We start from the raw sequence: 20,185 nt of genomic DNA, 5'->3' as shown, positions 1-20,185 counted from the left end.
TATTAACTAATTCGTTGATTCAAAAGAAATTCTGTGTGGGAATTAAGCTTCTACCACACCAAAGATTTCTGATTCACTCAGCACGATCAGCTCTTCGCCGTCGATTTTTACTGCGCTACCAGCGTACTGACCAAAAATAACCAGCTCGCCCACTTTTACGCCAACCGGACGCAATTCACCGTTCTCTAGCAACTTGCCTTCACCAATCGCAAGTACTTCACCTTGATTTGGCTTTTCTTTTGCTGAACCAGGTAAAACGATACCGCCGGCACTAGTTTTCTCTTCTTCCTTACGACGGATAACAACACGATCGTATAACGGACGAATTTTCATTTTTGTCAATCTCCATTAAATCAATGATTTAGAATTTATTTTGACCGGCTACGCCGGCATCAGCCCAAACCCATAAGACTGTTGCAGTCTGTAGTGCTTTGACCTGAACCCCCTTTCATACGGATTGGAGCATACTTATGCTCCAACTGGGAAAACCAAGTGCAATCACCAAGTCACCGTGGGCTGTCCTGTAAATGGGGTTCACAGAAAACATTTCAAGAGCGGCCGCAAAAAATTATTCTTCTTTTTTGTACTCGCCTTCGATAATGACTGGGTCGATAGAGCGATCTTGGGGAGGTATATCTTGGGTGCGAGAATTGGGTTCCGCGCCAAATTCTTGATTGGCAGTGCCAAAAGGACTGGAACCGCCGCCAAACTGATTCACCTGCACCTGCATCACACCCCGCTTAATCAGCGCTGCAACGAGCATTCTGCGCAAGGGGGCAATCAAGCACGCGAAACCGATGGCATCGGTGACAAAGCCGGGAGTAAGTAGCAGCGCGCCACCCACGGCTAACATCAGGCCCTCTAAAATCTCGGTAGCTGGCACCTGACCTGAATTCATACGCTGCTGAGCGCGCGTTAAAGTGTCGAGGCCCTGTTGTTTAAGAAGGGCCGCACCGATTACCGCGGTGGTCACCACCATAGCGATCGTGGGTAGCGGGCCGATAACCGCGCCAATTTTAAGCAGCAGCCACATTTCAATAATCGGTAGACCAACAAATATTAAGAACAAAAATCGCATCAGGGACTCACTTAGCTCAGCAGTTATTGAGATATTGGGGGGCTCAGCGGCAAATTCAAGCGGCTGTGACCAGCGCAGGTGCCCCTTAGGTAACTGGGTATAAAAACTCCATCACAATACCCTAGTTTGGTTTACAATTGCGCCTGCCACAAACTAGCAACAGAGAGACAATAATCATAATGCGATTAGGCACACACTTGGCTCTGCTATGGTTTTATGCCAGCCTGTTCTGTGTAAATCAAAGTCATGCACAAACCAACGATAAGGTCGCTGAATGCCTGCAGCTGGCAGCACAATCGTTCGCCGATTCCACCACAGTTGCCGAGTTGCGCAGTTTTTGTGAGGCATCGACGGCAGCTTCGGCAAGCCCAGAAATAAGCTACGAAGCAGGCCGAGAGAAAGTACAAAATACTGACCGTCGCAGCGGTGTGATCGAAGAGCGCTTCGCCTTGGAACGCTTCACCACCAACAATCCATTTGTGCTAACACCGCATCGAACCAATTACATACTCCCGGTGTCATACCGCGACGACCTTGGCGATTACACAGACTTCCTCGCCAATAATAGTGCCGAGCCGGACAGCATAGAATTGGAGTTTCAGCTCAGCATTAAGCTCACCGTGTGGGAAGAGATTTACAAGAATAATGGCTATCTAAGCGTTGGTTACACCAATCGCTCTTTTTGGCAGGCCTACAATAGCGCTGCGTCCGCGCCGTTCCGGGAAACCAACCACGAACCCGAGCTCATGCTCACATTTACCAATGACTGGGAATTGATGGGTTTGCGCAATGTAGCAAATCAGTTTGTTTTCAACCATCAATCCAACGGCCGCGGCAAGCCTTTATCGCGCAGCTGGAATCGCATTATGTTAAATATGGTATTTGAGCGCGATCGCTTTGCGATGTCGTTCAAACCTTGGTATCGACTACCGGAGTCAGCGGCAGACGATGACAACCCGGACATCGAGAAATACCTAGGCCATTTTGAGTGGATGGGTATTTACCAGTGGCACAAGCGAACACTAAGCGTCATGCTACGCAATAATTTACGCAGCGAGAACAAAGGCGCTATTGAACTAGGCTGGAGCTTTCCAATTAATTCGCGAGTAAAGGCCTACGTAAAGTATTTTAATGGCTACGGAGAGAGTCTAATTGAATACAACAACGCCATCGAAAGTTTTGGCATTGGTGTACTCATTAGCGACTGGCTATAAGCAATGGTCCAATTAACGGTAATATATACATGATCACAGCTCAAGAAGCGCTCGCGAGACTAAAAGAGGGTAATGCCCGCTTTGTCAAAAATGTAAACAGCGACTACGCGACTATCACCAACAATAAACGTCCAGAACTTATCGAAATTCAAGCGCCCTTTGCCATCGTGCTCGGCTGCTCTGACGCTAGAGTTCCCGCCGAACTGGTTTTTAATCAAGGCCTTGGTGATTTGTTCGTTATCCGCGTTGCCGGCAATGTTGTCGCGCCATCGGGAATCGGTAGCGTTGAATTTGCCGCCTTAAGTTTTAACACCCCCTTAGTGGTGGTTTTAGGTCATTCAAATTGCGGCGCTATTTCTGCCACCGTCGACGTCCTCACCGGCAATAGCAAAATCCCATCACAGAATCTGCACTCCATCGTTAAACGTATTCGCCCAGCTGTCGAAACGCTGCTTTCTACGGAATTACGTCACGACCATAAAGCACTAATTGAGCAGTGTGTGCGGGCCAATGTAAGAACCTCGGTAGAGCATCTAAGCAGCGGCTCCCCCACCCTCGAAAAGCTAATTAGTGAGGGCAAGCTAATGGTTGTTGGAGCGGAATATTCCCTAGAAACTGGCAAAGTTGATTTCTTTTATGAGGATTACTGGGAGCGTACCCGCAACCTAGAAGCCGAGTAAGTCGCTCAACGGATAATATGAACCAGGAAAGCATTCAACAAATTTACGCGGTTATTCACGGCGTCCCAGCGGGGCGATTGTGCAGCTACGGCAAGGTTGCTGAACTCGCAGGTCTACCAGGTCACGCTCGCTACGTTGGCCGGCTACTCGGTCAACTTCCTAAAGATAGCAGCCTGCCTTGGTTCAGAATTGTAAACAGCCAAGGAAAAATCAGCCTGCCACCGAATAGCGAAAGCTATCAGCGCCAGTTAGGTCATTTAATTGCAGAGTCCAGCGCAGACGAATCAGGGCACTTATTTTGGCGGCAGTGCCGCTGGCCTGATTAAACCCAGCGCAGCTTCACCCACCCCAACTAGTACACCGGCAAACACCCCCACAAAATGCGCCTCGACAGCCACCGGAACGCCAATACGATCCGACACAGGGGCGACGGAATCAGGTACAAGATAATCTAACGATAATTTAGCGATAACGAGCACGAATAAGGACGCGCCCGCATATGGGCGTCCGCGCCACATAGCCAAAGCACCCGCGATCAAAACCCCATAAAGTGCCGCCGACACCCCTAAATAGTAGTCGTATGACGGCAACAAAAAATGAATTAACACTCCAGTCAAAAACGCACAGCTCAATAAACTGAGAGTAAAATCACGCTCGCTATACACTATCGACAGTAAAACTCTGCACAGCAGCAGCGCTGCCATATTAGAGAACAGGTGGGAGCTATTATTATGGACAAATTGGCCGCTGAAGACCCTCCACCACTGACCGTCCGCCACCTGATCGCGCAGATAGGATATGTCGTAAAGAGTGTGAAAGTAATACAGGACTAACAAGCACAAAAGCACGAGTGCCGTTGGCCAGTGACGATAACAAAGGCGCCCAACCAAGGTTTTAGATTTTACCATTTACTATCGCCTGCTCTGATCACAGCGCCACCCTCTATCGATTCAAGATTTCGTTTCTCAATCAGTATTGCTGCCCTGCGATATGCAACTTGAGATAAGAATAGCACACGCCGCTAGCCTAGCTTTCCAAGCCGTTTGGTCAGATACCATACCAAGGCAATGACGGGCAATCCCATGGCACTGGCCAACAAGAAAAAAGGAGGGTAGCCCACAGATTCGACTACCGTCCCAGAGTATCCGCCCAACAACTTTGGAAACAGAGTCATAATCGAACTAAAAATAGCGTACTGGGTAGCGGTAAACGACACATTCGTTAGGCTAGATAGCCAAGCGACAAAGGCGGCAACGGCGACACCACCACTCAAATTATCGGCGGCAATCACTAGCGTTAAGGCAATAATATCTACCCCTAGGCCCGCCAACCACATAAACATCAAATTGGTTAGGGAGACCAATATTGCCCCCAGCATCAGCACCCGCATTACGCCAAATTTGAGGGTTAGAAAACCGCCAAGAAAACTGCCGACAATCGTCATCAGCACACCAAAAATTTTGGTGACACTGGCAATTTGGTCTTTGCTGTAACCCATGTCCTGATAAAAAACATTGGCGATAACCCCGAGGATAATATCGGACACTCGATAAAACCCGATCAACAGTAATATCCATATCGCCAGACTGCCATAGCGCTTAATAAAGTCATTAATCGGCTGGGTGTAACTCTCAGATACCAGAGTGGCGTTGACAAAGCCAAGCCCCGTCAATATTCGAAACATCAACAGCCCCATACCAGCCGCCAAAATCAGACGCAAAGCGCCATATGCAAAACTCAGTAGATACTGCATTGCGCCGTCAAACCAATGCGGCGATGACGGCACCAAGAACAACACCGCCACAAAAGCGGATATCGAAAAGGTAAAACCAAAGAAAAACCGCAAATAGTCCCCAGTGGGGTAGGTATATGGACTAAGACCGCGCTCGGGCTCAGCAATCACCAAGGTAGTAAGCAAGCCCACCCCCATCACTGCGGCCATACACAAATAGGTATTGCGCCAGGCGTCGTAGTGATAAACATCGGTGGTACTACCAAAATACTGCGCCAAATACAGCGCTCCTGCACCTGCGGCAATCATACCAATCCGATATCCCGCAATATATGTAGCCGAAAGCAGGGCCTGCATTCGAGCGTCGGCTGACTCAATCCTAAAGGCGTCGATAACCACATCTTGCGTAGCGGCAGAAAAGCCCAGCAATACTGCGGCGACAGCCATCATCTGTAATTGTTGCTGAGGGTCTGTTAGGGCCATCATGCAAATAGCCGCAATCACGCCCAACTGCGCCAGTAGCAGCCAGCTGCGCCGCCGGCCCATCGCCGCGCTAAGAAAAGGCAGTGGCAATTTATCGACCAGAGGCGCCCAGACAAATTTGAAGGAAAAACCCAAAGCCGCCCAGCTAAAATAGGTAACATCAGCTTTGCTGACACCCGCCTCCCTTAGCCAAAGCGACAAACTAGAGAAAATTAGCAGCAAGGGCACGCCCGCAGAAAAACCAAGAAAAATCATGATCCAGACAGATTTCTGCCGCCACCAGATCAAATCGTCGCGCTCTACATCACTACTCATATTTGCAACCTTGCCATTGCTACGAAGCTCATCAGAAGGCGCATTGAGCTTTCCCTAAAGATTATCAATCTCTAAAATTTGTAAACTGCAGAGGCTGATCAAGCTCTTCGGCTCGCAGCAAGGCCATGACCTGCTGCAGATCATCGCGTTTTTTGCCCGTCACCCGCACTTGCTCATCCTGAATCTGGCTTTGCACCTTGATTTTATTTTCTTTAATCAACTTAATAATCTTGCGAGCGACATCCGAGGTCAGGCCGCTTTGCATAGTAACCAATTGTTTCACTTGCTTACCGGCACCCTTAACATCCGCTAATTCCATAGCTAGAGGATCGATCTTTACCTTTATTAAGGCCGCGCGCAGCAGGTCTTCCATTTGCTGTAACTGAAACTCCGCCTCGGCGAACATGGTTACGGTCAGCGCGTCGCGCTCAAACCGCGCGTCTACACCCTTAAAATCAAAACGAGTTTCAATAACCCGGCCGGCCTGATCAACCGCATTGCTAAAAACGTGTAGATCGACTTCTGAGACAATATCAAACGCTGGCATAGCCTAATTTCCTTTGTTATGTTGCGGGGCGCAGTTTAGCATTCCCTGCTAAGTGACAAAATGTATCTAGGAAAAAACTAAGGCGTCGCCAAGGCAACCCATGTTAAAAGCCACTTTACAGCCCGCATTAGCAAGCCCTCTATATATTCTTGGCGCTGGCGCTATCGGCAGCCTGTGGGCAACATACGGCTACCAAGCAGGCGCAAACATCCGCCTTGTTCTGCGCAATCAAGTCACTGCAAACAACTACCATCAACACGGTGGCACTCACTTAATCAGTGCCGGGCAAACCCTGATCAGCCTGCTAGCGGCGGATTGCCCGCAAAGTGTGACAGCCCCCATTCACAAATTGCTGATCACCACCAAGACCCAGCACACGCTGAGCGCCTTAAACGCTATAAAGCAGCACATTGACGAGCACGCGATATTGCTACTGCTTCAAAACGGTCTTGGTATTGCGGAGCAAATTCAGCGGGAATTCCCCCACGCCAACGTATTGCAAGGCTCCACCACCGAAGGCTGCTATCGGCAATCCGATTTTGAATACGTTCACGCGGGACATGGTCATACCTTTATCGGCGCGTCCGCCAATAGCGACAAGCACGAACAAGCGGCACGCGCGCAGCTCGCTGAGTCGCTATCGTTCCCACCGCTGAAAGTGGATATCTGCGACAATATCGACGCCGTTTTATGGCGTAAACTGGCGGTAAATTGTGTTGTTAACCCCCTCACTGCGATTCATCGCTGCCGCAACGGTGAGCTGCTAACAAGGCCCGAAATTCTCGCCCAAATGCACGAAATCATCGATGAGATATTGCGGGTCAGCGCCGCCCTCGGTCGCTCACATTGGCTAGACGATCTTCACGAACACGTGGCTAATGTTGCCACCACTACCGCCGCTAATCGCTCCTCCATGTTGCAAGATATAAGCGCCGGCCGCGACACCGAAATCGACGCCATTAACGGCTACCTCTGCAAACTAGCCGACCAACACAATATCAAGGTGCCGCTTAACAAGCAGCTTCTCGCAGAAATTAAGCGCCTCTCAAGCGCTGGCCAAGTCTGAATAAATATAAGTTGAGCCCCGCTTTCAATTTGACAATACCCCAGCGCCGCCTTAGAGTGCGCGCCAAGTAGCAGGTGCTCTGCGCTCCTTAAGTAAGGTGCAAAGAGTTAAACGGGAAGTCAGGTGCGCGAACACTCTCACGAGTCGCCGCAATGCCGACGCTGCCCCCGCAACGGTAAGCGATCTCTGGACAACAGAGCGCGCAAGCCCGGAACCGGCCTCTACTGTGATTCACCCGATGAAGCGGAGGGCTCCATCAGTGGTCGTATACTTGTATATAACCCCTATCCCTCCCTCATTGCTTTCTTTCATAGCTCTGAGGCACACCATGAACAAAATGACCCTTGCTGCTGTTGGCAGTATTTTTACATTCGCAACGTCACCGCTTTTTGCGGCTGACGAATCCCACATAGAAACCACCGTGGTCACGGCAACCCGTACCGAGCAATCGGTGGCAGATATTCTTGCGCCGGTGACCGTGTTTGAACGCGCTGATATCGAACGTATTCAGCCAGCCGATTTACAGGAGCTACTGTCCCGCGCGGTGGGGGTTAGCTTTGTCCGCAACGGCGGTCGCAGCGCCGCTACCAGTCTGTTTCTTCGCGGCAATCAAAGCAATCACACCTTGGTGATGATTGACGGCGTGCGTATCGGCTCTGCCACTCTCGGCAGCCCATCACTGACCAATCTGCCACCGGAGTTGATTGAGCGGGTGGAAATAGTACGCGGCTCACGCTCCAGTCTTTATGGTTCGGAAGCTATCGGCGGCGTTATCAATATAATTACCCGCAAATACCATGATAGCGAAGGCCTGCAACCCATGTTGCAAGTAGGTGCTGGCACCCAAGGCACTCGCAAAATAGTGGCCGCCGTAAGCGGTGGCAATGAGCAAACCCAAGCCAATATTAGTGTACTAAGCGAAGAAACCGATGGCGTTGATAACACTTCAAGCAAAGCCGGTGTCAGCGGCGACAAGGATGGTTTTGAGCAAACGGCCATCAATGTCAGTGTCAGTCACAAAATAAGTGACCGCGCTAAAATATTCGCGTTTTATCAAACTAGCCAAACCGAAAGCGACTACGACGGTAGCTGCTACGATAGTGCCTTCACCGCATTTGAATGTTCGCCATATACCGAAGGGGAAGTCAGTGTCGCTAATATTCGCGGCCAATTTCGACCACTCAGCAACTGGCTACTCACTCTATCTGCCGGTGAATCAGCGGATAAATCAACCATCGACTACCGCTATATCGACCCCGCTGCGTCAGGGATAAGTGGCGATACCTTCGATACCAAACGGCGCATCTACAATCTTCAAAACGATTTAATGCTAGGTGCACACCATGTGATTACCGTGGGCGCCGAGCGCACCCTCGATCACGTCGAAAGCAATCTCAGCTACGGCGAAGTAAGCCGTGGCAACAAGGCCGGCTACATTCAGTGGCAGGGCGACTACGGCGTAGTCGATACGCTTATTGGTTTTCGCAAAGACGATAACGACCAGTTCGGCAAAAACGAAACTAAAAATCTGTCCATGGGTTTTGACATCAGCGCTGAAATTAAAATTATCGGCTCTTACGGAGAAGGCTATAACGCGCCGACGTTTAACGATCTCTACTATCCCTTTTACGGCGTGCCGACCTTAAATCCGGAAACCTCTGAAAACATAGAGCTTGAACTGCGCGGAAATCAGCGCTGGGGTAGCTGGGCTATTAGCCGTTTTGAAAATGACGTCGATAAGCTCATCCAATATAACCCCGCCACCTTTGGCCCTGATCAAATTGAAGGCGCAGAAATAAAAGGCTGGGAATTCAGTGTCTCAAGCACTATCCAACACTGGAGCATTGACGCCAACGTCACACTATTAGACGCCACCGACGCCAACACCGGTTTAGAGTTGCGGCGCCGCGCTGACAAGCAAGCCAATCTCGATGTGGCTCGTGAATGGCAGCACTGGGGAGTCAGTGGCAGCCTGCGCCTGGTTAGCAGCCGCTATGAAGACACCGCCAACACTGACGAATTAAGTGGTTATGGCCTAGTCGATAGCACCGTGCTTTACCGTGTGAACGAGCAAGTAAAGCTGCAACTGGCACTGAAAAACATTTTCGACAAAGAATATGTCAGCGCGCGCAGTTTTAGCTTTGGCGATTATGTATCCATTGGCCGTGAGGCAATGTTCAGTATCACCTACACACCAAAATAAGGGTATTATTTGCCCCCTATGAGTTCGGCGCCGTGCTGTGCGCGGTGCCGACACTATTCAAAGCAGGAGCCATCATGACGCTTAATGAAGAAGAAAAGCACCAGCAGCGAATGCAAATCAAAAAAGCCATGATCGACGAAAAAGTCGCCAAGGCCACTGAAGAACGCGGCGTGTTAATTGTATTAAGCGGCCCCGGCAAAGGTAAATCCAGTTCCGGCTTTGGCACCATCATTCGCGCCTTGGGCCACGGCTATAAAGTCGCAATAGTACAGTTTATAAAAGGCACGTGGGATTGTGGCGAGCGCAACTTCATTCAACAGCGCTGCCCCGAAGTCCCCTTCATTGTAATGGGTTCAGGCTTTACCTGGGAAACCCAAAGCAGGGAGCAAGACCGCGCAGCCGCTCAGCAAGCGTGGCAGCAATGCCAGATTTTATTGCAAGACGACAGCATTCATCTCGTACTGCTAGACGAACTCACCTATATATTAAAGTACGGCTATATCGACGCCGAAGAAGTCTATGAGGCGCTGCGCAATCGGCCCCGCGAACAAAGTGTAATCATCACCGGACGCGGAGCGCCAGTGCCACTCAAAGAACTGGCTGACACCGTATCGATGATCGACAACAAAAAGCATGCTTTTCACAACGGTATTAAAGCGCGCAAGGGCGTGGAATGGTAATGCGCCGTCAGCAAACCAATACCATCATCGGCCTGCTATTAGCGGCAATCTTGGTTTGCGCAAACGCTCAGGCGGACATTTGTGTGAGCGATGATAGTGGCGCGCAACTCTGCATACCGAAAGCGGCGCAACGTATCATCGCATTATCGCCAGGTGCAACCGAGCTGATTTACGCCGCCGGTGCAGGCGACAAGTTAGTCGCCGCTGTCAGCTTTAGCGACTACCCGGAATCCGCTAAAGCACTGCCGCGGGTTGGCAGTTACAACCGCTTTGATCAAGAAGCCATTCTCGCCTTAAAGCCCGACCTGCTCATCGGCTGGCTTAGCGGCAACCCCAGCGAACAGTTATCACAACTGCAAACACTCGGCATGCCTATTTACTTAAGCGAACTGCGCACATTTGAAGACATTGCCACCAGCCTTGAACGCTTCGGTGCACTCGCGGGTACCGCCGACACCGCCAAGGCCGCCGCGACGGAATTCCGCCGCGGCGTGACTACGCTGAAGGCGCGCTACAGCGATGCGCCTGCCGTTGGCGTGTTTCAGCAAATTTGGCCAAAGCCGCTGATGACCGTTAATAATGAACACATCATCAGCGAAGCAATCCGCATTTGCGGCGGAATTAATGTCTTTGGCGAACTGCCAAGTTTAACCCCGCGCATCGACAGCGAAGCGGTACTAGCTAGCGACCCAGAAACCATCATTGCCGGCGGCATGGGAGAGGAAAATCGCGATTGGCTAACAGACTGGCAGCGCTTTAGGGGTCTTACTGCCGTGCGTCGCAATAATTTATTTTTTATTCCACCATCGACTATTCAACGTCCAAGCCCGCGCCTACTGCAAGGCACCACCCTGCTCTGTGAACATTTGGAAACCGCCCGTGGCCGCCGTTGACGTCCCCGCTAAAAACAGCAGCTTGCCGGTTTTCTTTATGCCGCTGCTACTCTTATTTGTCTTCACCCTAGGTGCGATAGCGCTGGCTATCACCACCGGCAGTGTACAAATATCACATCAAGAACTTTGGCAGGTTTTAAGTGGCGGCGGCGAGCCGCTGCACCGCACCGTGGTATTTGAATTACGTCTTCCCCGGGCATTATCAGCCTTTGCCGCTGGCGGACTGCTCGCTGTTGCGGGCGCCCTAATGCAAGTATTGCTTCGCAATCCACTGGCAGACCCCTACGTCCTCGGTTTATCTGGTGGCGCCGCCGTTGGCGCCCTAATGGCTATGCTCAGCGGCTTAAGCGCCGCCGCTGTTTCTGGCTCGGCATTTATCGGCGCGATGGTATCAGCGGTCACCGTATTTGGACTTGCCCACGGCACCGGTAGCTGGACGCCCACGCGCTTATTACTCACCGGCGTCGTTATCGCCTCTGGCTGGGGAGCCGCCATTACCTTTATGTTGGCAGTGAGCCCCAGCGACCAATTGCCCGGTATGTTGTATTGGCTGATGGGCGATCTCGCCTATGCGCGCTCGCCTTGGCCTGCCCTGTGTGTACTGGCTATTATTTCAGTGGTGATGTTGCCACTGGGCCGCAGCTTAAATGTCTTAGCGCGCGGTCAGATGCAGGCCTCGGCATTAGGTGTCGCGGTTAGGCCATTGGAATGGACTATTTATATTGCCGCCAGTTTACTCACCGCGTTTGCAGTGACCACTGCTGGCAGCATCGGTTTTGTCGGTTTAATTGTGCCCCATATGTTACGACTGGTATTGGGCAATGATCAGCGTCTTATTCTTCCGGCCGCAGCATTGGCCGGCGGCGCTCTGCTCACCTTGGCGGACACCTTGGCGCGCACTTTAATCGCACCCGAGCAACTTCCCGCCGGCGTGATAACCGCGCTTATTGGTGTGCCCAGTTTCCTGTATTTATTACACCGGAGCCGCTGAAAATGCTGATAGCGAAAGATCTGCTTATCGACATACCCGAACGCCCCAGCGGCACCCCCCTGTCCTTCGAAATTAAGGCAGGTGAAATATGGGGCGTACTCGGTCCTAATGGCGCAGGCAAAACCACCTTATTGCATACCCTTGCCGGACTGCGGAAACCCCGCGATGGCGAAGTAATATTGAACGCAAAAAATATTCAGCATATGCGCCGCAAACACGTCGCCCAACAGCTGGCAGTGGTATTCCAAAATAGCGGCGATGGCTTTCCCGCCACAGTCTTAGAAACCGCCATGATCGGTCGCCACCCGTTTATTTCACCCTGGGATATTGAGACCGCAGACGACCTCGCTATCGCCCGCGATGCACTGCAAAAATTAGAATTAGCAGATTTAGAAAATCGCCTGGTCAGCACTCTTTCTGGCGGCGAACGTCAACGGCTAGCCATTGCTACCGCCCTGTGTCAAAGCCCAAAACTTTGGCTGGCCGACGAACCCAGCAACCACCTAGATTTAAAGCATCAAGTGCAAATTATGAGCTTGCTAGCAGAGCAAGCGGATGCCGGCTGCGGCGTTATTCTGTGTCTACACGATTTGAATTTAGCCGCGCACTGGTGTGACAAAATCCTGCTGATCTATCCCAATGGCGAGGCTTGCTGGGGCGATGCCGACACCATGCTTTCGGTCACGGCACTAGAGCGTCTTTACGACCAAGCACTCAGTAAAATCACCAGCGATGGTCAAACTTATTTTGTGCCGCTAAGCAACCGGGCCGGCGCGCCGTGAGCACCTCAGATGATAATCCGCTTAGCTACCAGCAAGCAGAGCGGGATACTGTTTACCGGGTGATGGCAGAGCGGCGCGATATGCGCCACTTCACCGGTGGAGTCGTTGACGAAGCAATTTTAAAAAAACTATTAGGCGCCGCCCATCTCGCCCCCAGTGTTGGCTTTATGCAACCTTGGCGATTTATTCGAATTTGCAAACCTGAACTGCGCGAAAATATTTATCATCTAGTTCAAGACGAGCGCATCAAAACCGCCCAAGCCATCAACAAGCGTGAAGACGAATTCATGCGTTTAAAAGTAGAGGGCATCCGCGACTGCGCGGAACTATTGGTTGTCTGCTTAATGGATGATCGCGACAAACACATCTTTGGTCGGCGCACCTTACCGGAAATGGATCTCGCCTCCGCGTCCTGCGCTATTCAAAACTTGTGGCTAGCGGCAAGAGCAGAGGGACTGGGCATGGGTTGGGTATCCCTGTTCGACCCCCTAGCTTTGCAAAACTTACTGAATATGCCTAGCGGCAGCAGGGTTATTGCGGTGCTATGTTTGGGCCCCGTGAAGGCCTTCTATCCCCGTCCCATGCTAGAGACAGAAGCCTGGGACACGCGAAGAAATTTGGACGAACTGATCATGCATGACGGTTGGCAAGATCAATAAACTTTTAACCTCGACGACCAAAACCATGACCCTAACATTGATGATTCAAGGCACCACCTCAGACGCGGGCAAGAGCGTCACGGTGGCTGGCTTATGCCGCGTGTTTAAGCGCCGTGGTTTGCGAGTGGCACCGTTCAAACCGCAAAATATGGCGCTCAATAGCGCGGTAACTATAGAGGGTGGTGAGATTGGTCGCGCCCAAGCCGTTCAAGCGCAAGCCTGCGGGCTAGCACCACATACCGATATGAACCCGGTACTTCTCAAGCCCAATAGCGACACCGGAGCGCAGGTTATTATTCACGGCAAAGCCCTGAGCAATATGGAAGCCCAGGATTACCACGCCTATAAAAAACGCGCCATGAGCGCAGTATTAGAATCGCATAAACGACTCTGCGAACAATACGAGGTCGTGGTAGTGGAAGGTGCGGGCAGCCCGGCAGAAATTAATTTACGCGCCAACGACATTGCCAATATGGGCTTTGCTGAAGCGGTGGATTGCCCCGTCGTCATTGTCGCCGACATTGATCGCGGCGGCGTTTTCGCCCACCTAGTCGGCACCTTAGATTTACTCTCGGCAACTGAACAAGCACGGGTAAAGGGTTTTATAATCAATCGCTTTCGTGGCGATATTAGTCTGCTGCAATCTGGTCTCGACTGGCTGGAAGAGCGCACCGCTAAAAAAGTGCTTGGCGTGGTGCCCTATATTCACGATCTGCACCTCGAAGCGGAAGACGCCATTGATAGCCGCCAGCAACTCGAAGAGAAAGTAATTAAAGTGGTGGTACCCGTGCTTACCCGCATCAGCAACCATACCGACTTTGACGTACTGCGACTCCACCCCCAAGTTGACCTCTGTTTTATTGGCAAGGGTGAAAGCATTCCCCCCTGCGACCTGATTATTATTCCCGGCAGCAAAAGCACACGCCGCGACCTAGACTATTTGCGCAGCAATAACTGGGATGCCGACATCAACAAGCACCTGCGCTACGGTGGCAAAGTGTTGGGCATTTGTGGTGGCTTTCAAATGCTGGGCAAGGCCATACACGACCCCCAAGGCATTGAAGGCGACGCCGGTTCCAGTCAAGGCTTGGGTTTTCTAGAGATGGAAACGACCATCGGCAGCGACAAAACGTTGCGTCAGGTAAACGGACAGTTAAACACCAGCAAGGCTAAGATAAGCGGTTATGAAATCCACGCTGGCATTAGCAGCGGCCCCGCCCTAGATAAGCCCTTCGCAAATTTGGGTAGCCACAGCGATGGATGCCTTAGTGACGATGGTCAGATCATTGGCAGTTATTTACACGGTCTGTTTGATGAGAGCGAGACCCGCAATGAACTCCTTGCGTGGGCAGGTATCGCTCACGTTGAAGCACTGGATTATGCAGCTATTATCGAAAGTAATATTGATCGCCTAGCTGACTGCTTTGAACAACACCTGAATATCGCTGAATTACTAAAGCCCTAAAATATAAAGGGCTTGGCAATATACACCTCTAGCTCACGGGCAGTTTGACGTCGGTCCGCTGACCGCAAACTCTTCAGAAACCCCTTCGTAATCACTAAGTATGCCGAGCTGATTACTCACACCGGAAAATCTAATCCGATAAATACCGGCTTGGGTGTTGCGGGGAATGCGCCACAGAATTTCTGCCGTGGAGGTGAGCGTCACATTGAGCTGCGGCTGGGGCGTATCCGAATGCCAGACAAAACTGGTTTGGGGGTCAGCGTCCTGCGCGGCAACTTCCCATGTATCATCGGCAAGTTGGCGTTCAACAAATAGAAAACTGCCGCCGGTTTTCAGATCACTATTGGGACTGGAGGCCTGAAATACTGCGCGCACTGTCTGCCCTGCATCATAACTTGCCTCTGGCTGCACGGTTACCGCGCCAAATGCTGAACCAAGCGGCGCCAAGTCAGTGCCCTGCGGTGGTAGCAGCTGAAACAGTTGTGGCGAAGTGACAGGAGGCACGGGGCCACCCTGGGTGACACTCGCGTTAACCATATCGAGTGCCAGCCGACGTGTTTCCTGCTGCACCGCCGCAAGTGACCATGGACCAAACTGATTAGACGCGGCTTCGTACATCTGCAGTGCGTACTCCTCGCGTGTAGTGAGATAACTCACGTAGTCATTCGCGAGACCGGTGATAACAACATGGTCAACGCCATCTTCTTTCAATACATCAATCAAGGTATCGCGGATGCGGCGGCCCGCCATGGTGGTGATTTCCCAAGGTAAGCCAACTATCGCTAAGTTACCGAGACGAAATAACTGAAAGGGGACCACGGTAGCCGATGCATTAAGAGGTGGCCCGAAGATAAGCAGAACCGGTTTTTCGGCATGACACTGCAAATTTAGACCCGGCAGGCTGCCTGCGTTGCAGCCCACGGTGGCGGCAAACAGATTGGTAGGTATATTTCCGCCCGCGCCTTGCCGAAATTCGTCAGCGAGTAGCTGGGCAAGGTCTGGGTCTTTGCAGGTGACACCGGCTTCAGTGATCATGCCGGGCTCGCCCGGCTGCGCGCCATGGCCTGCCGCCGGGAACGAAACGCCCATGGCAGGATTACAGGTGCGCTTGGGCTGCGCATCCTGCTCAGCCGGGTGCTGCAAGGAGTTAAGCACTACAGAGTCGGTAATTTCTACCTGATCCATCTGTACATAGGCGAAGCGGTAATCGATAGGCCCATTGAGCGGTTTCTCGGCTTCTGCATATAAGTTCAATGCCTTGAGTAGCTGCTTCTGGCCATTGGCGACAGTCACTGGGCTGGGTTCATTGGGTGGCAGAAAGATCTCTTGCTCGGCACGCTTTTCGTCATCATCAAACCACATCTGAGTGAAGGCATCGCCCTCATCAGACTGCATGAAGCTAGAAACAAAGCCGGGATTATGCGGCTGCATAAAACGCTCAAATAAGTAGGCAGCATAGCCTTTGTTGTCGCCGCTGATCGGTACCGCAGCAAGACCGTATTCCGACAGTGCGTCCGAAGTAGGATGCACTGCGAACCAATTCATGCTGCCGACTGCCCTGCCATCACCATGTTGAAATTTCAGCAGCGTCATCAAACGCGGAGTCGTGACGTCGTTGCCAAGGGCGTCTTTATACAAAGCACGTTCAGCTTCAGTGTTCTGCATATAAGCAGGTATGGCTCGGGATTTATTGGCACCGGTGAGCTCGCCTAGGTTCATGGCTATGCTGCCACTTTGTGGCTCCGCGCGTAGATTGTCATGCGCCTGCTTGATGGAATTGAACAAGCCCTCAACGGTGATATTGAACGTCTGCGGATCATGGCCAAGGCGAAGGGCATTGTAAGCGGTGAAATGTGCCTGGCCACCGGGAGTAGAATGGGTGTGCGTGGCACTCATCATCACATTGCTTTCGTTATACAGTGGGCTGAGATCTGGGTCGGCAGCAATGCGATCCAATACGGCTTTGCGCACTGACTCGAATAGCATGCCAGTATCAGTAATAGCCATCACCACGCGCTTGCCATTGCAGGGCGAAGCCACCACAAAACTGCGCGCGTATTGACGAATATGAATGCCAGTGGAATAGTTTTCTGGGCTTTCATTGCCCATATGAATTTTGCCGCCCGCCGGACCGGTAATATCAGCCTTAGCTGCCCCAAACTGGAATGCGGTATTGCCATTGCACTGAGTAATAGAATTAACTGTGCCGTCGGAGGCAGAGGCTGGAACGCTGCTAAGCGCGCTGGCGTGCAAGCCCTCGCCGTAAGCCAGCCATGGGCTTTGTGCTAGGCAGCTGGTTTCGGCGGCAATAGGATTATTGTCACTGACCTTGGAACCTCCACCGTCCTTACAGGCACTGATCAAACACAGCAAAACAAGGGCAAGGGACAAAAGACCAAATCGCATGAGCTACTCTCTTGGTGAATATTAATCTGAATGACGCGTTTTATTATTATGAATAGGGTACAGCGTTAGTGGCTCAGCATGATCTGCACTTGCAACTCGCCGACTAGAAAACCCAGAACCGCCCCTACCGCAATCAGTTTCCATTCATCTTGTTTAAAGATAGGTCGCAGCAGACCTTCAAAATCGTCGTCTGACAAGGCGCGGACTTTGTCGATAATAGTGGTCTTGAGATCCATGGCATCCGCCGCATACTCTTCAATCTCGTGAAGTGCCTCTGGCGCTCTTTCCATCACCCGCTCAGCGACAATCTTTTTCATTTCCTGATAGTTACGACTGCCAATACGGTAGACCATTAAGGGCTTGGCAATACCCGCCTGCTCATCAACGGCGCGCTGCACATGTCGCTGTACCATCTCAAAAAGACGGTCTGACATCGGGCCAGTTAATATCGCGTCGGTAATATTCGCGGGCGTAATGATCTCATTCGCGATGATAGTGCCGTAATCTACAGCAACCTCATCGCGGCGCTTCATAAACATGCCCTGCCATTTAAAAAGCCCAAAGACCTTCTTCTCTTCCCGTGGCTCAAAAATAAGTTTAAGTGCCAGCCAGTCCGTAAGCCAGCCGGTAATACCACCGAAGATCGGCATCACCCAGGGGTTGTGGGTTAGCGCCCACACTACCGCCTGAACACAGCCAATAGCAAAGCCGAAATAGATGCCGGAATTGCGGATGAATCTAAATTCCTCGGCTGCGGTTTCCTGAAACATGCGATTGAGTAGGACGATGTCGCGGGTGAGGTTTTTAACGATCATATCGCGCAGGTCGAAAACCTTATCCAGATTATTGCGCACATCACTCATGATGTCTTCGACCATAGTGGGCGCGTCCTTTTGCACCCGCTTGATCAGCATCTTTTTGACACTTTCCGGCATCGATTCCCAGAGTCCGGGCTGGTAGGCGGCGGCGACCTCTCGGGTGATATCATCCACCATCTTCAATAAGGGCTGCTCAATTTCCTTGGCAACCCGCGCCGGATCTAGGCGGTCAAAAAGCTCTTCTGGCCTAATCAGATCTTTTGTCAGGGTGTCGCAGGCTATGCCAGCCATAATATGAGCACGGGCAGGCACAACCCCCTGCCAACCGAAAGGTTTTATGCCCACAAACTTTAGGGGGTAGAACATCATATGGATGGCGGCAAGCTTAGTGCCGTAGCCAATCAGAGCGGCGACGACTGGCAGCAGACAATACAGCCACCAATTTTCTTGAACATCCGCGAGAATGCTATTTAAGTCCATAGTATCTCCCGATACATTATTTTGTATTTTTGAAATGATGATAAAGACTTTGACAGCTTAGGTGAAACTAAAAATGAAAATGAGGAATCGGCTACCTCAAGGGAGTCTCTCTTTCTAAACGATCGATTTATTCAATTCTCTCTGTTGAATCGACGATAGATCTCCTCAACAGCACGCTGCCTCTCGGTCGCGCTCGGTAAAAGCGAGTGATGTTATTGGGATTTTCATTGTGCTAGTGTTTCCACCCTTAGAACATGCGGCAAGACCAATATGAGCACAATAAATAGGCAGTGGATTTTAAAACAACGCCCCTCAGGTTTTGTCGATCAGGATACCTTCGAGTATCGGGAGTCCGATTGTCCACAGCCGAATATTGATGCTGGCGAGGTTTTAATCAAAACCCTTTATCTCAGCTTCGATCCCGCTATGCGCGGCTGGATGGACGACAAGCCGAGCTATCTTCCACCAGTCGGTATCGGCGAGCCCATGCGCGCCTCAGGCGTAGGGCAGGTTATTGCCTCTGGCCACCCTGGCTTCCCAAAGGGTAGCCTCATTACCGGACTGCTTAGCTGGCAGGAGTATATATTGCTCGACAGCACTAGCGCGGAGCAGCTACATATCCTACCCGAAGGCACGGAGCCATCAATGGCTTTGTCTGCGTTTGGCGGCACCAGCATGACCGCCTACTTCGGCCTTCTGGATGTCGGGCAGCCCAAAGCTGGCGATACCGTATTGGTATCCGGCGCTGCGGGGGCGACCGGTTCGGTGGTCTGTCAAATCGCAAAACTCAAGGGCTGCAAGGTGATAGGTATTGCGGGCGCCGCCGACAAATGTGCCTGGCTCAAAACTGAATGCGGTGTAGATGAAACAATCGACTACAGCAATGAAGATGTAGCAGCAAAGCTCGCTGAGCTAGCACCTCTTGGCATTAATGTATTTTTCGACAATGTTGGAGGCAGCATCCTTGAAGCTGGGATAGAACACATGGCCGAGCACAGCAGCATCGTGCTTTGTGGTTCTATATCTGCATACAACGATACCGAGCACAGCCCAGGCCCGAGCAACTTGATGTTATTGATTGCCCGACGTATTCGCATGCAAGGTTTTATCATGCTGGACTATCTGAGCCGCATTGATGAGTTTAATGCCGAATTTGGCAGCTGGTTTATGGAGGGAAAAATAAAAACTCAAGAAGACATTCAAGAGGGCTTTGATAATATACCGACAACGCTAGTGCGACTTTTTGCAGGAAAAAACAAGGGTAAGCAATTACTCAAGCTTGCCGAGCCCAAATAGCGAACAGCCCCTACTCTGAGGGAAGCGGCCTTGTTGCGGCCAAGCCCTTGCTCAGTCTAAAAACTGACTCCGGAGCATGCGCCGAAAAACGTAGTAGATTAAAAGATCGCCAGGCTGCTACTTCTTCACTTCCCAAAGCGAATCGATAAAATAATCTCGAGGATCTGAAAAATGCTTTATCACCTCAAAGTTAGTATTTTTACTAAGAAAATCGATATCGCTTCTAAGAAACTTAAAAGAGTATTCTAAATGGATGGACTCAAAAGGATCGAAGTGAAACTCTCGCTCTAGCGCCGCAACATAAACATCTTGCTCCTCAGTTGCAATAATATAGCTCTCCATAGCGCCAAGTACTGGATTGTAAACACCGAAATGTTGGTACTTATTTATCTGGAAA

Annotated in this window: 20 protein-coding genes and 1 riboswitch; of the genes, 12 read left to right on the top strand and 8 right to left on the bottom strand. The window is 51.2% G+C overall.

Going from position 1 to position 20,185, the window contains the following annotated elements; translation table 11 throughout:
* Positions 1-42: 42 nt before the first annotated feature.
* A complete protein-coding gene (locus AB4875_RS16950) occupies positions 43-333 on the bottom strand; it encodes a co-chaperone GroES (RefSeq protein WP_368377298.1) in 291 nt (96 codons plus the stop codon).
* A gap of 235 nt (positions 334-568) precedes the next feature.
* Positions 569-1,078, bottom strand: coding sequence for an FxsA family protein (locus tag AB4875_RS16945; RefSeq protein ID WP_368377297.1), 510 nt, complete (start codon positions 1,076-1,078; stop codon positions 569-571).
* Between the two features lie 179 nt (positions 1,079-1,257).
* Between AB4875_RS16945 and AB4875_RS16940 the strand changes: the two genes are divergently transcribed.
* The 3 genes from AB4875_RS16940 to AB4875_RS16930 are packed head-to-tail and all read left to right on the top strand — an operon-like array spanning position 1,258 to position 3,298.
* Positions 1,258-2,292, top strand: a complete 1,035-nt coding sequence (locus AB4875_RS16940) for a phospholipase A (RefSeq protein WP_368377296.1) — start codon at positions 1,258-1,260, stop codon at positions 2,290-2,292.
* Positions 2,293-2,321: 29 nt separating this feature from the next.
* Positions 2,322-2,972 carry a carbonic anhydrase gene (locus AB4875_RS16935; protein WP_368377295.1) on the top strand — a complete coding sequence of 217 codons (651 nt, stop codon included), beginning with the start codon at positions 2,322-2,324 and terminating at the stop codon, positions 2,970-2,972.
* 17 nt (positions 2,973-2,989) lie between these two features.
* Positions 2,990-3,298: an MGMT family protein gene (locus AB4875_RS16930; RefSeq protein WP_368377294.1), complete on the top strand. Its 309-nt coding sequence runs from the start codon at positions 2,990-2,992 to the stop codon at positions 3,296-3,298.
* Here AB4875_RS16930 and rrtA read toward each other — a convergent pair.
* The 3 genes from rrtA to AB4875_RS16915 all read right to left on the bottom strand — a co-directional run bounded on the left by rrtA (position 3,266) and on the right by AB4875_RS16915 (position 6,049).
* Positions 3,266-3,880: a rhombosortase gene (gene rrtA / locus AB4875_RS16925; protein WP_368377293.1), complete on the bottom strand. Its 615-nt coding sequence runs from the start codon at positions 3,878-3,880 to the stop codon at positions 3,266-3,268. The two genes, AB4875_RS16930 and rrtA, sit on opposite strands and share 33 nt — an antisense overlap.
* 113 nt (positions 3,881-3,993) lie before the next feature.
* Positions 3,994-5,502 (bottom strand): AmpG family muropeptide MFS transporter, encoded by a 1,509-nt coding sequence (locus AB4875_RS16920; RefSeq protein WP_368377292.1) that lies wholly within the window; start codon positions 5,500-5,502, stop codon positions 3,994-3,996.
* Between the two features lie 64 nt (positions 5,503-5,566).
* The gene (locus tag AB4875_RS16915; RefSeq protein WP_368377291.1) at positions 5,567-6,049 is read right to left on the bottom strand and encodes a YajQ family cyclic di-GMP-binding protein; all 483 of its coding nucleotides are present in this window, start codon (positions 6,047-6,049) and stop codon (positions 5,567-5,569) included.
* Between the two features lie 100 nt (positions 6,050-6,149).
* On the opposite strand from AB4875_RS16915, the gene AB4875_RS16910 reads away from it, so the two are divergent.
* The 8 genes from AB4875_RS16910 to AB4875_RS16875 all read left to right on the top strand — a co-directional run bounded on the left by AB4875_RS16910 (position 6,150) and on the right by AB4875_RS16875 (position 14,788).
* Positions 6,150-7,115 carry a ketopantoate reductase family protein gene (locus tag AB4875_RS16910; protein ID WP_368377290.1) on the top strand — a complete coding sequence of 322 codons (966 nt, stop codon included), beginning with the start codon at positions 6,150-6,152 and terminating at the stop codon, positions 7,113-7,115.
* A 55-nt stretch (positions 7,116-7,170) separates the two neighbouring features.
* A riboswitch (cobalamin riboswitch) is annotated at positions 7,171-7,351 on the top strand.
* Positions 7,352-7,443: 92 nt separating this feature from the next.
* A complete protein-coding gene (locus AB4875_RS16905; RefSeq protein ID WP_368377289.1) occupies positions 7,444-9,318 on the top strand; it encodes a TonB-dependent receptor domain-containing protein in 1,875 nt (624 codons plus the stop codon).
* Between the two features lie 74 nt (positions 9,319-9,392).
* On the top strand, positions 9,393-9,998 hold the full coding sequence (cobO, locus tag AB4875_RS16900) for a cob(I)yrinic acid a,c-diamide adenosyltransferase (protein WP_368377288.1): 606 nt from the start codon (positions 9,393-9,395) through the stop codon (positions 9,996-9,998).
* Complete coding sequence (locus AB4875_RS16895; protein ID WP_368377287.1) at positions 9,998-10,891, top strand: cobalamin-binding protein; 894 nt, start codon at positions 9,998-10,000, stop codon at positions 10,889-10,891. Before cobO ends, AB4875_RS16895 begins: the two co-directional genes overlap by 1 nt.
* On the top strand, positions 10,878-11,882 hold the full coding sequence (locus AB4875_RS16890; protein WP_368377286.1) for a FecCD family ABC transporter permease: 1,005 nt from the start codon (positions 10,878-10,880) through the stop codon (positions 11,880-11,882). The genes AB4875_RS16895 and AB4875_RS16890 overlap by 14 nt, the downstream gene beginning before the upstream one ends.
* 2 nt (positions 11,883-11,884) lie before the next feature.
* On the top strand, positions 11,885-12,664 hold the full coding sequence (locus tag AB4875_RS16885) for an ABC transporter ATP-binding protein (protein ID WP_368377285.1): 780 nt from the start codon (positions 11,885-11,887) through the stop codon (positions 12,662-12,664).
* A complete protein-coding gene (gene bluB, locus AB4875_RS16880; protein ID WP_368377284.1) occupies positions 12,661-13,323 on the top strand; it encodes a 5,6-dimethylbenzimidazole synthase in 663 nt (220 codons plus the stop codon). The genes AB4875_RS16885 and bluB overlap by 4 nt, the downstream gene beginning before the upstream one ends.
* Before the next feature lie 25 nt (positions 13,324-13,348).
* Positions 13,349-14,788 carry a cobyric acid synthase gene (locus AB4875_RS16875; protein WP_368377365.1) on the top strand — a complete coding sequence of 480 codons (1,440 nt, stop codon included), beginning with the start codon at positions 13,349-13,351 and terminating at the stop codon, positions 14,786-14,788.
* Between the two features lie 33 nt (positions 14,789-14,821).
* Here AB4875_RS16875 and AB4875_RS16870 read toward each other — a convergent pair whose 3' ends face one another.
* Both AB4875_RS16870 and AB4875_RS16865 read right to left on the bottom strand, forming a co-directional pair.
* A complete protein-coding gene (locus AB4875_RS16870; protein ID WP_368377283.1) occupies positions 14,822-17,194 on the bottom strand; it encodes a neutral/alkaline non-lysosomal ceramidase N-terminal domain-containing protein in 2,373 nt (790 codons plus the stop codon).
* 65 nt (positions 17,195-17,259) lie between these two features.
* Positions 17,260-18,492: a DUF445 domain-containing protein gene (locus tag AB4875_RS16865; RefSeq protein ID WP_368377282.1), complete on the bottom strand. Its 1,233-nt coding sequence runs from the start codon at positions 18,490-18,492 to the stop codon at positions 17,260-17,262.
* 270 nt (positions 18,493-18,762) lie between these two features.
* On the opposite strand from AB4875_RS16865, the gene AB4875_RS16860 reads away from it, so the two are divergent.
* The gene (locus AB4875_RS16860; protein WP_368377281.1) at positions 18,763-19,788 is read left to right on the top strand and encodes an NADP-dependent oxidoreductase; all 1,026 of its coding nucleotides are present in this window, start codon (positions 18,763-18,765) and stop codon (positions 19,786-19,788) included.
* A gap of 117 nt (positions 19,789-19,905) precedes the next feature.
* Here the strand turns inward: AB4875_RS16860 and AB4875_RS16855 are convergent, their stop codons facing one another.
* Positions 19,906-20,178, bottom strand: a complete 273-nt coding sequence (locus tag AB4875_RS16855) for an L-histidine N(alpha)-methyltransferase (protein ID WP_368377364.1) — start codon at positions 20,176-20,178, stop codon at positions 19,906-19,908.
* Positions 20,179-20,185 lie beyond the last annotated feature (7 nt).

This window comes from Zhongshania sp. R06B22 (assembly GCF_040892595.1).
Taxonomy (GTDB): domain Bacteria; phylum Pseudomonadota; class Gammaproteobacteria; order Pseudomonadales; family Spongiibacteraceae; genus Spongiibacter; species Spongiibacter arctica.
This window is presented reverse-complemented; position numbering and strand designations above follow the sequence as displayed.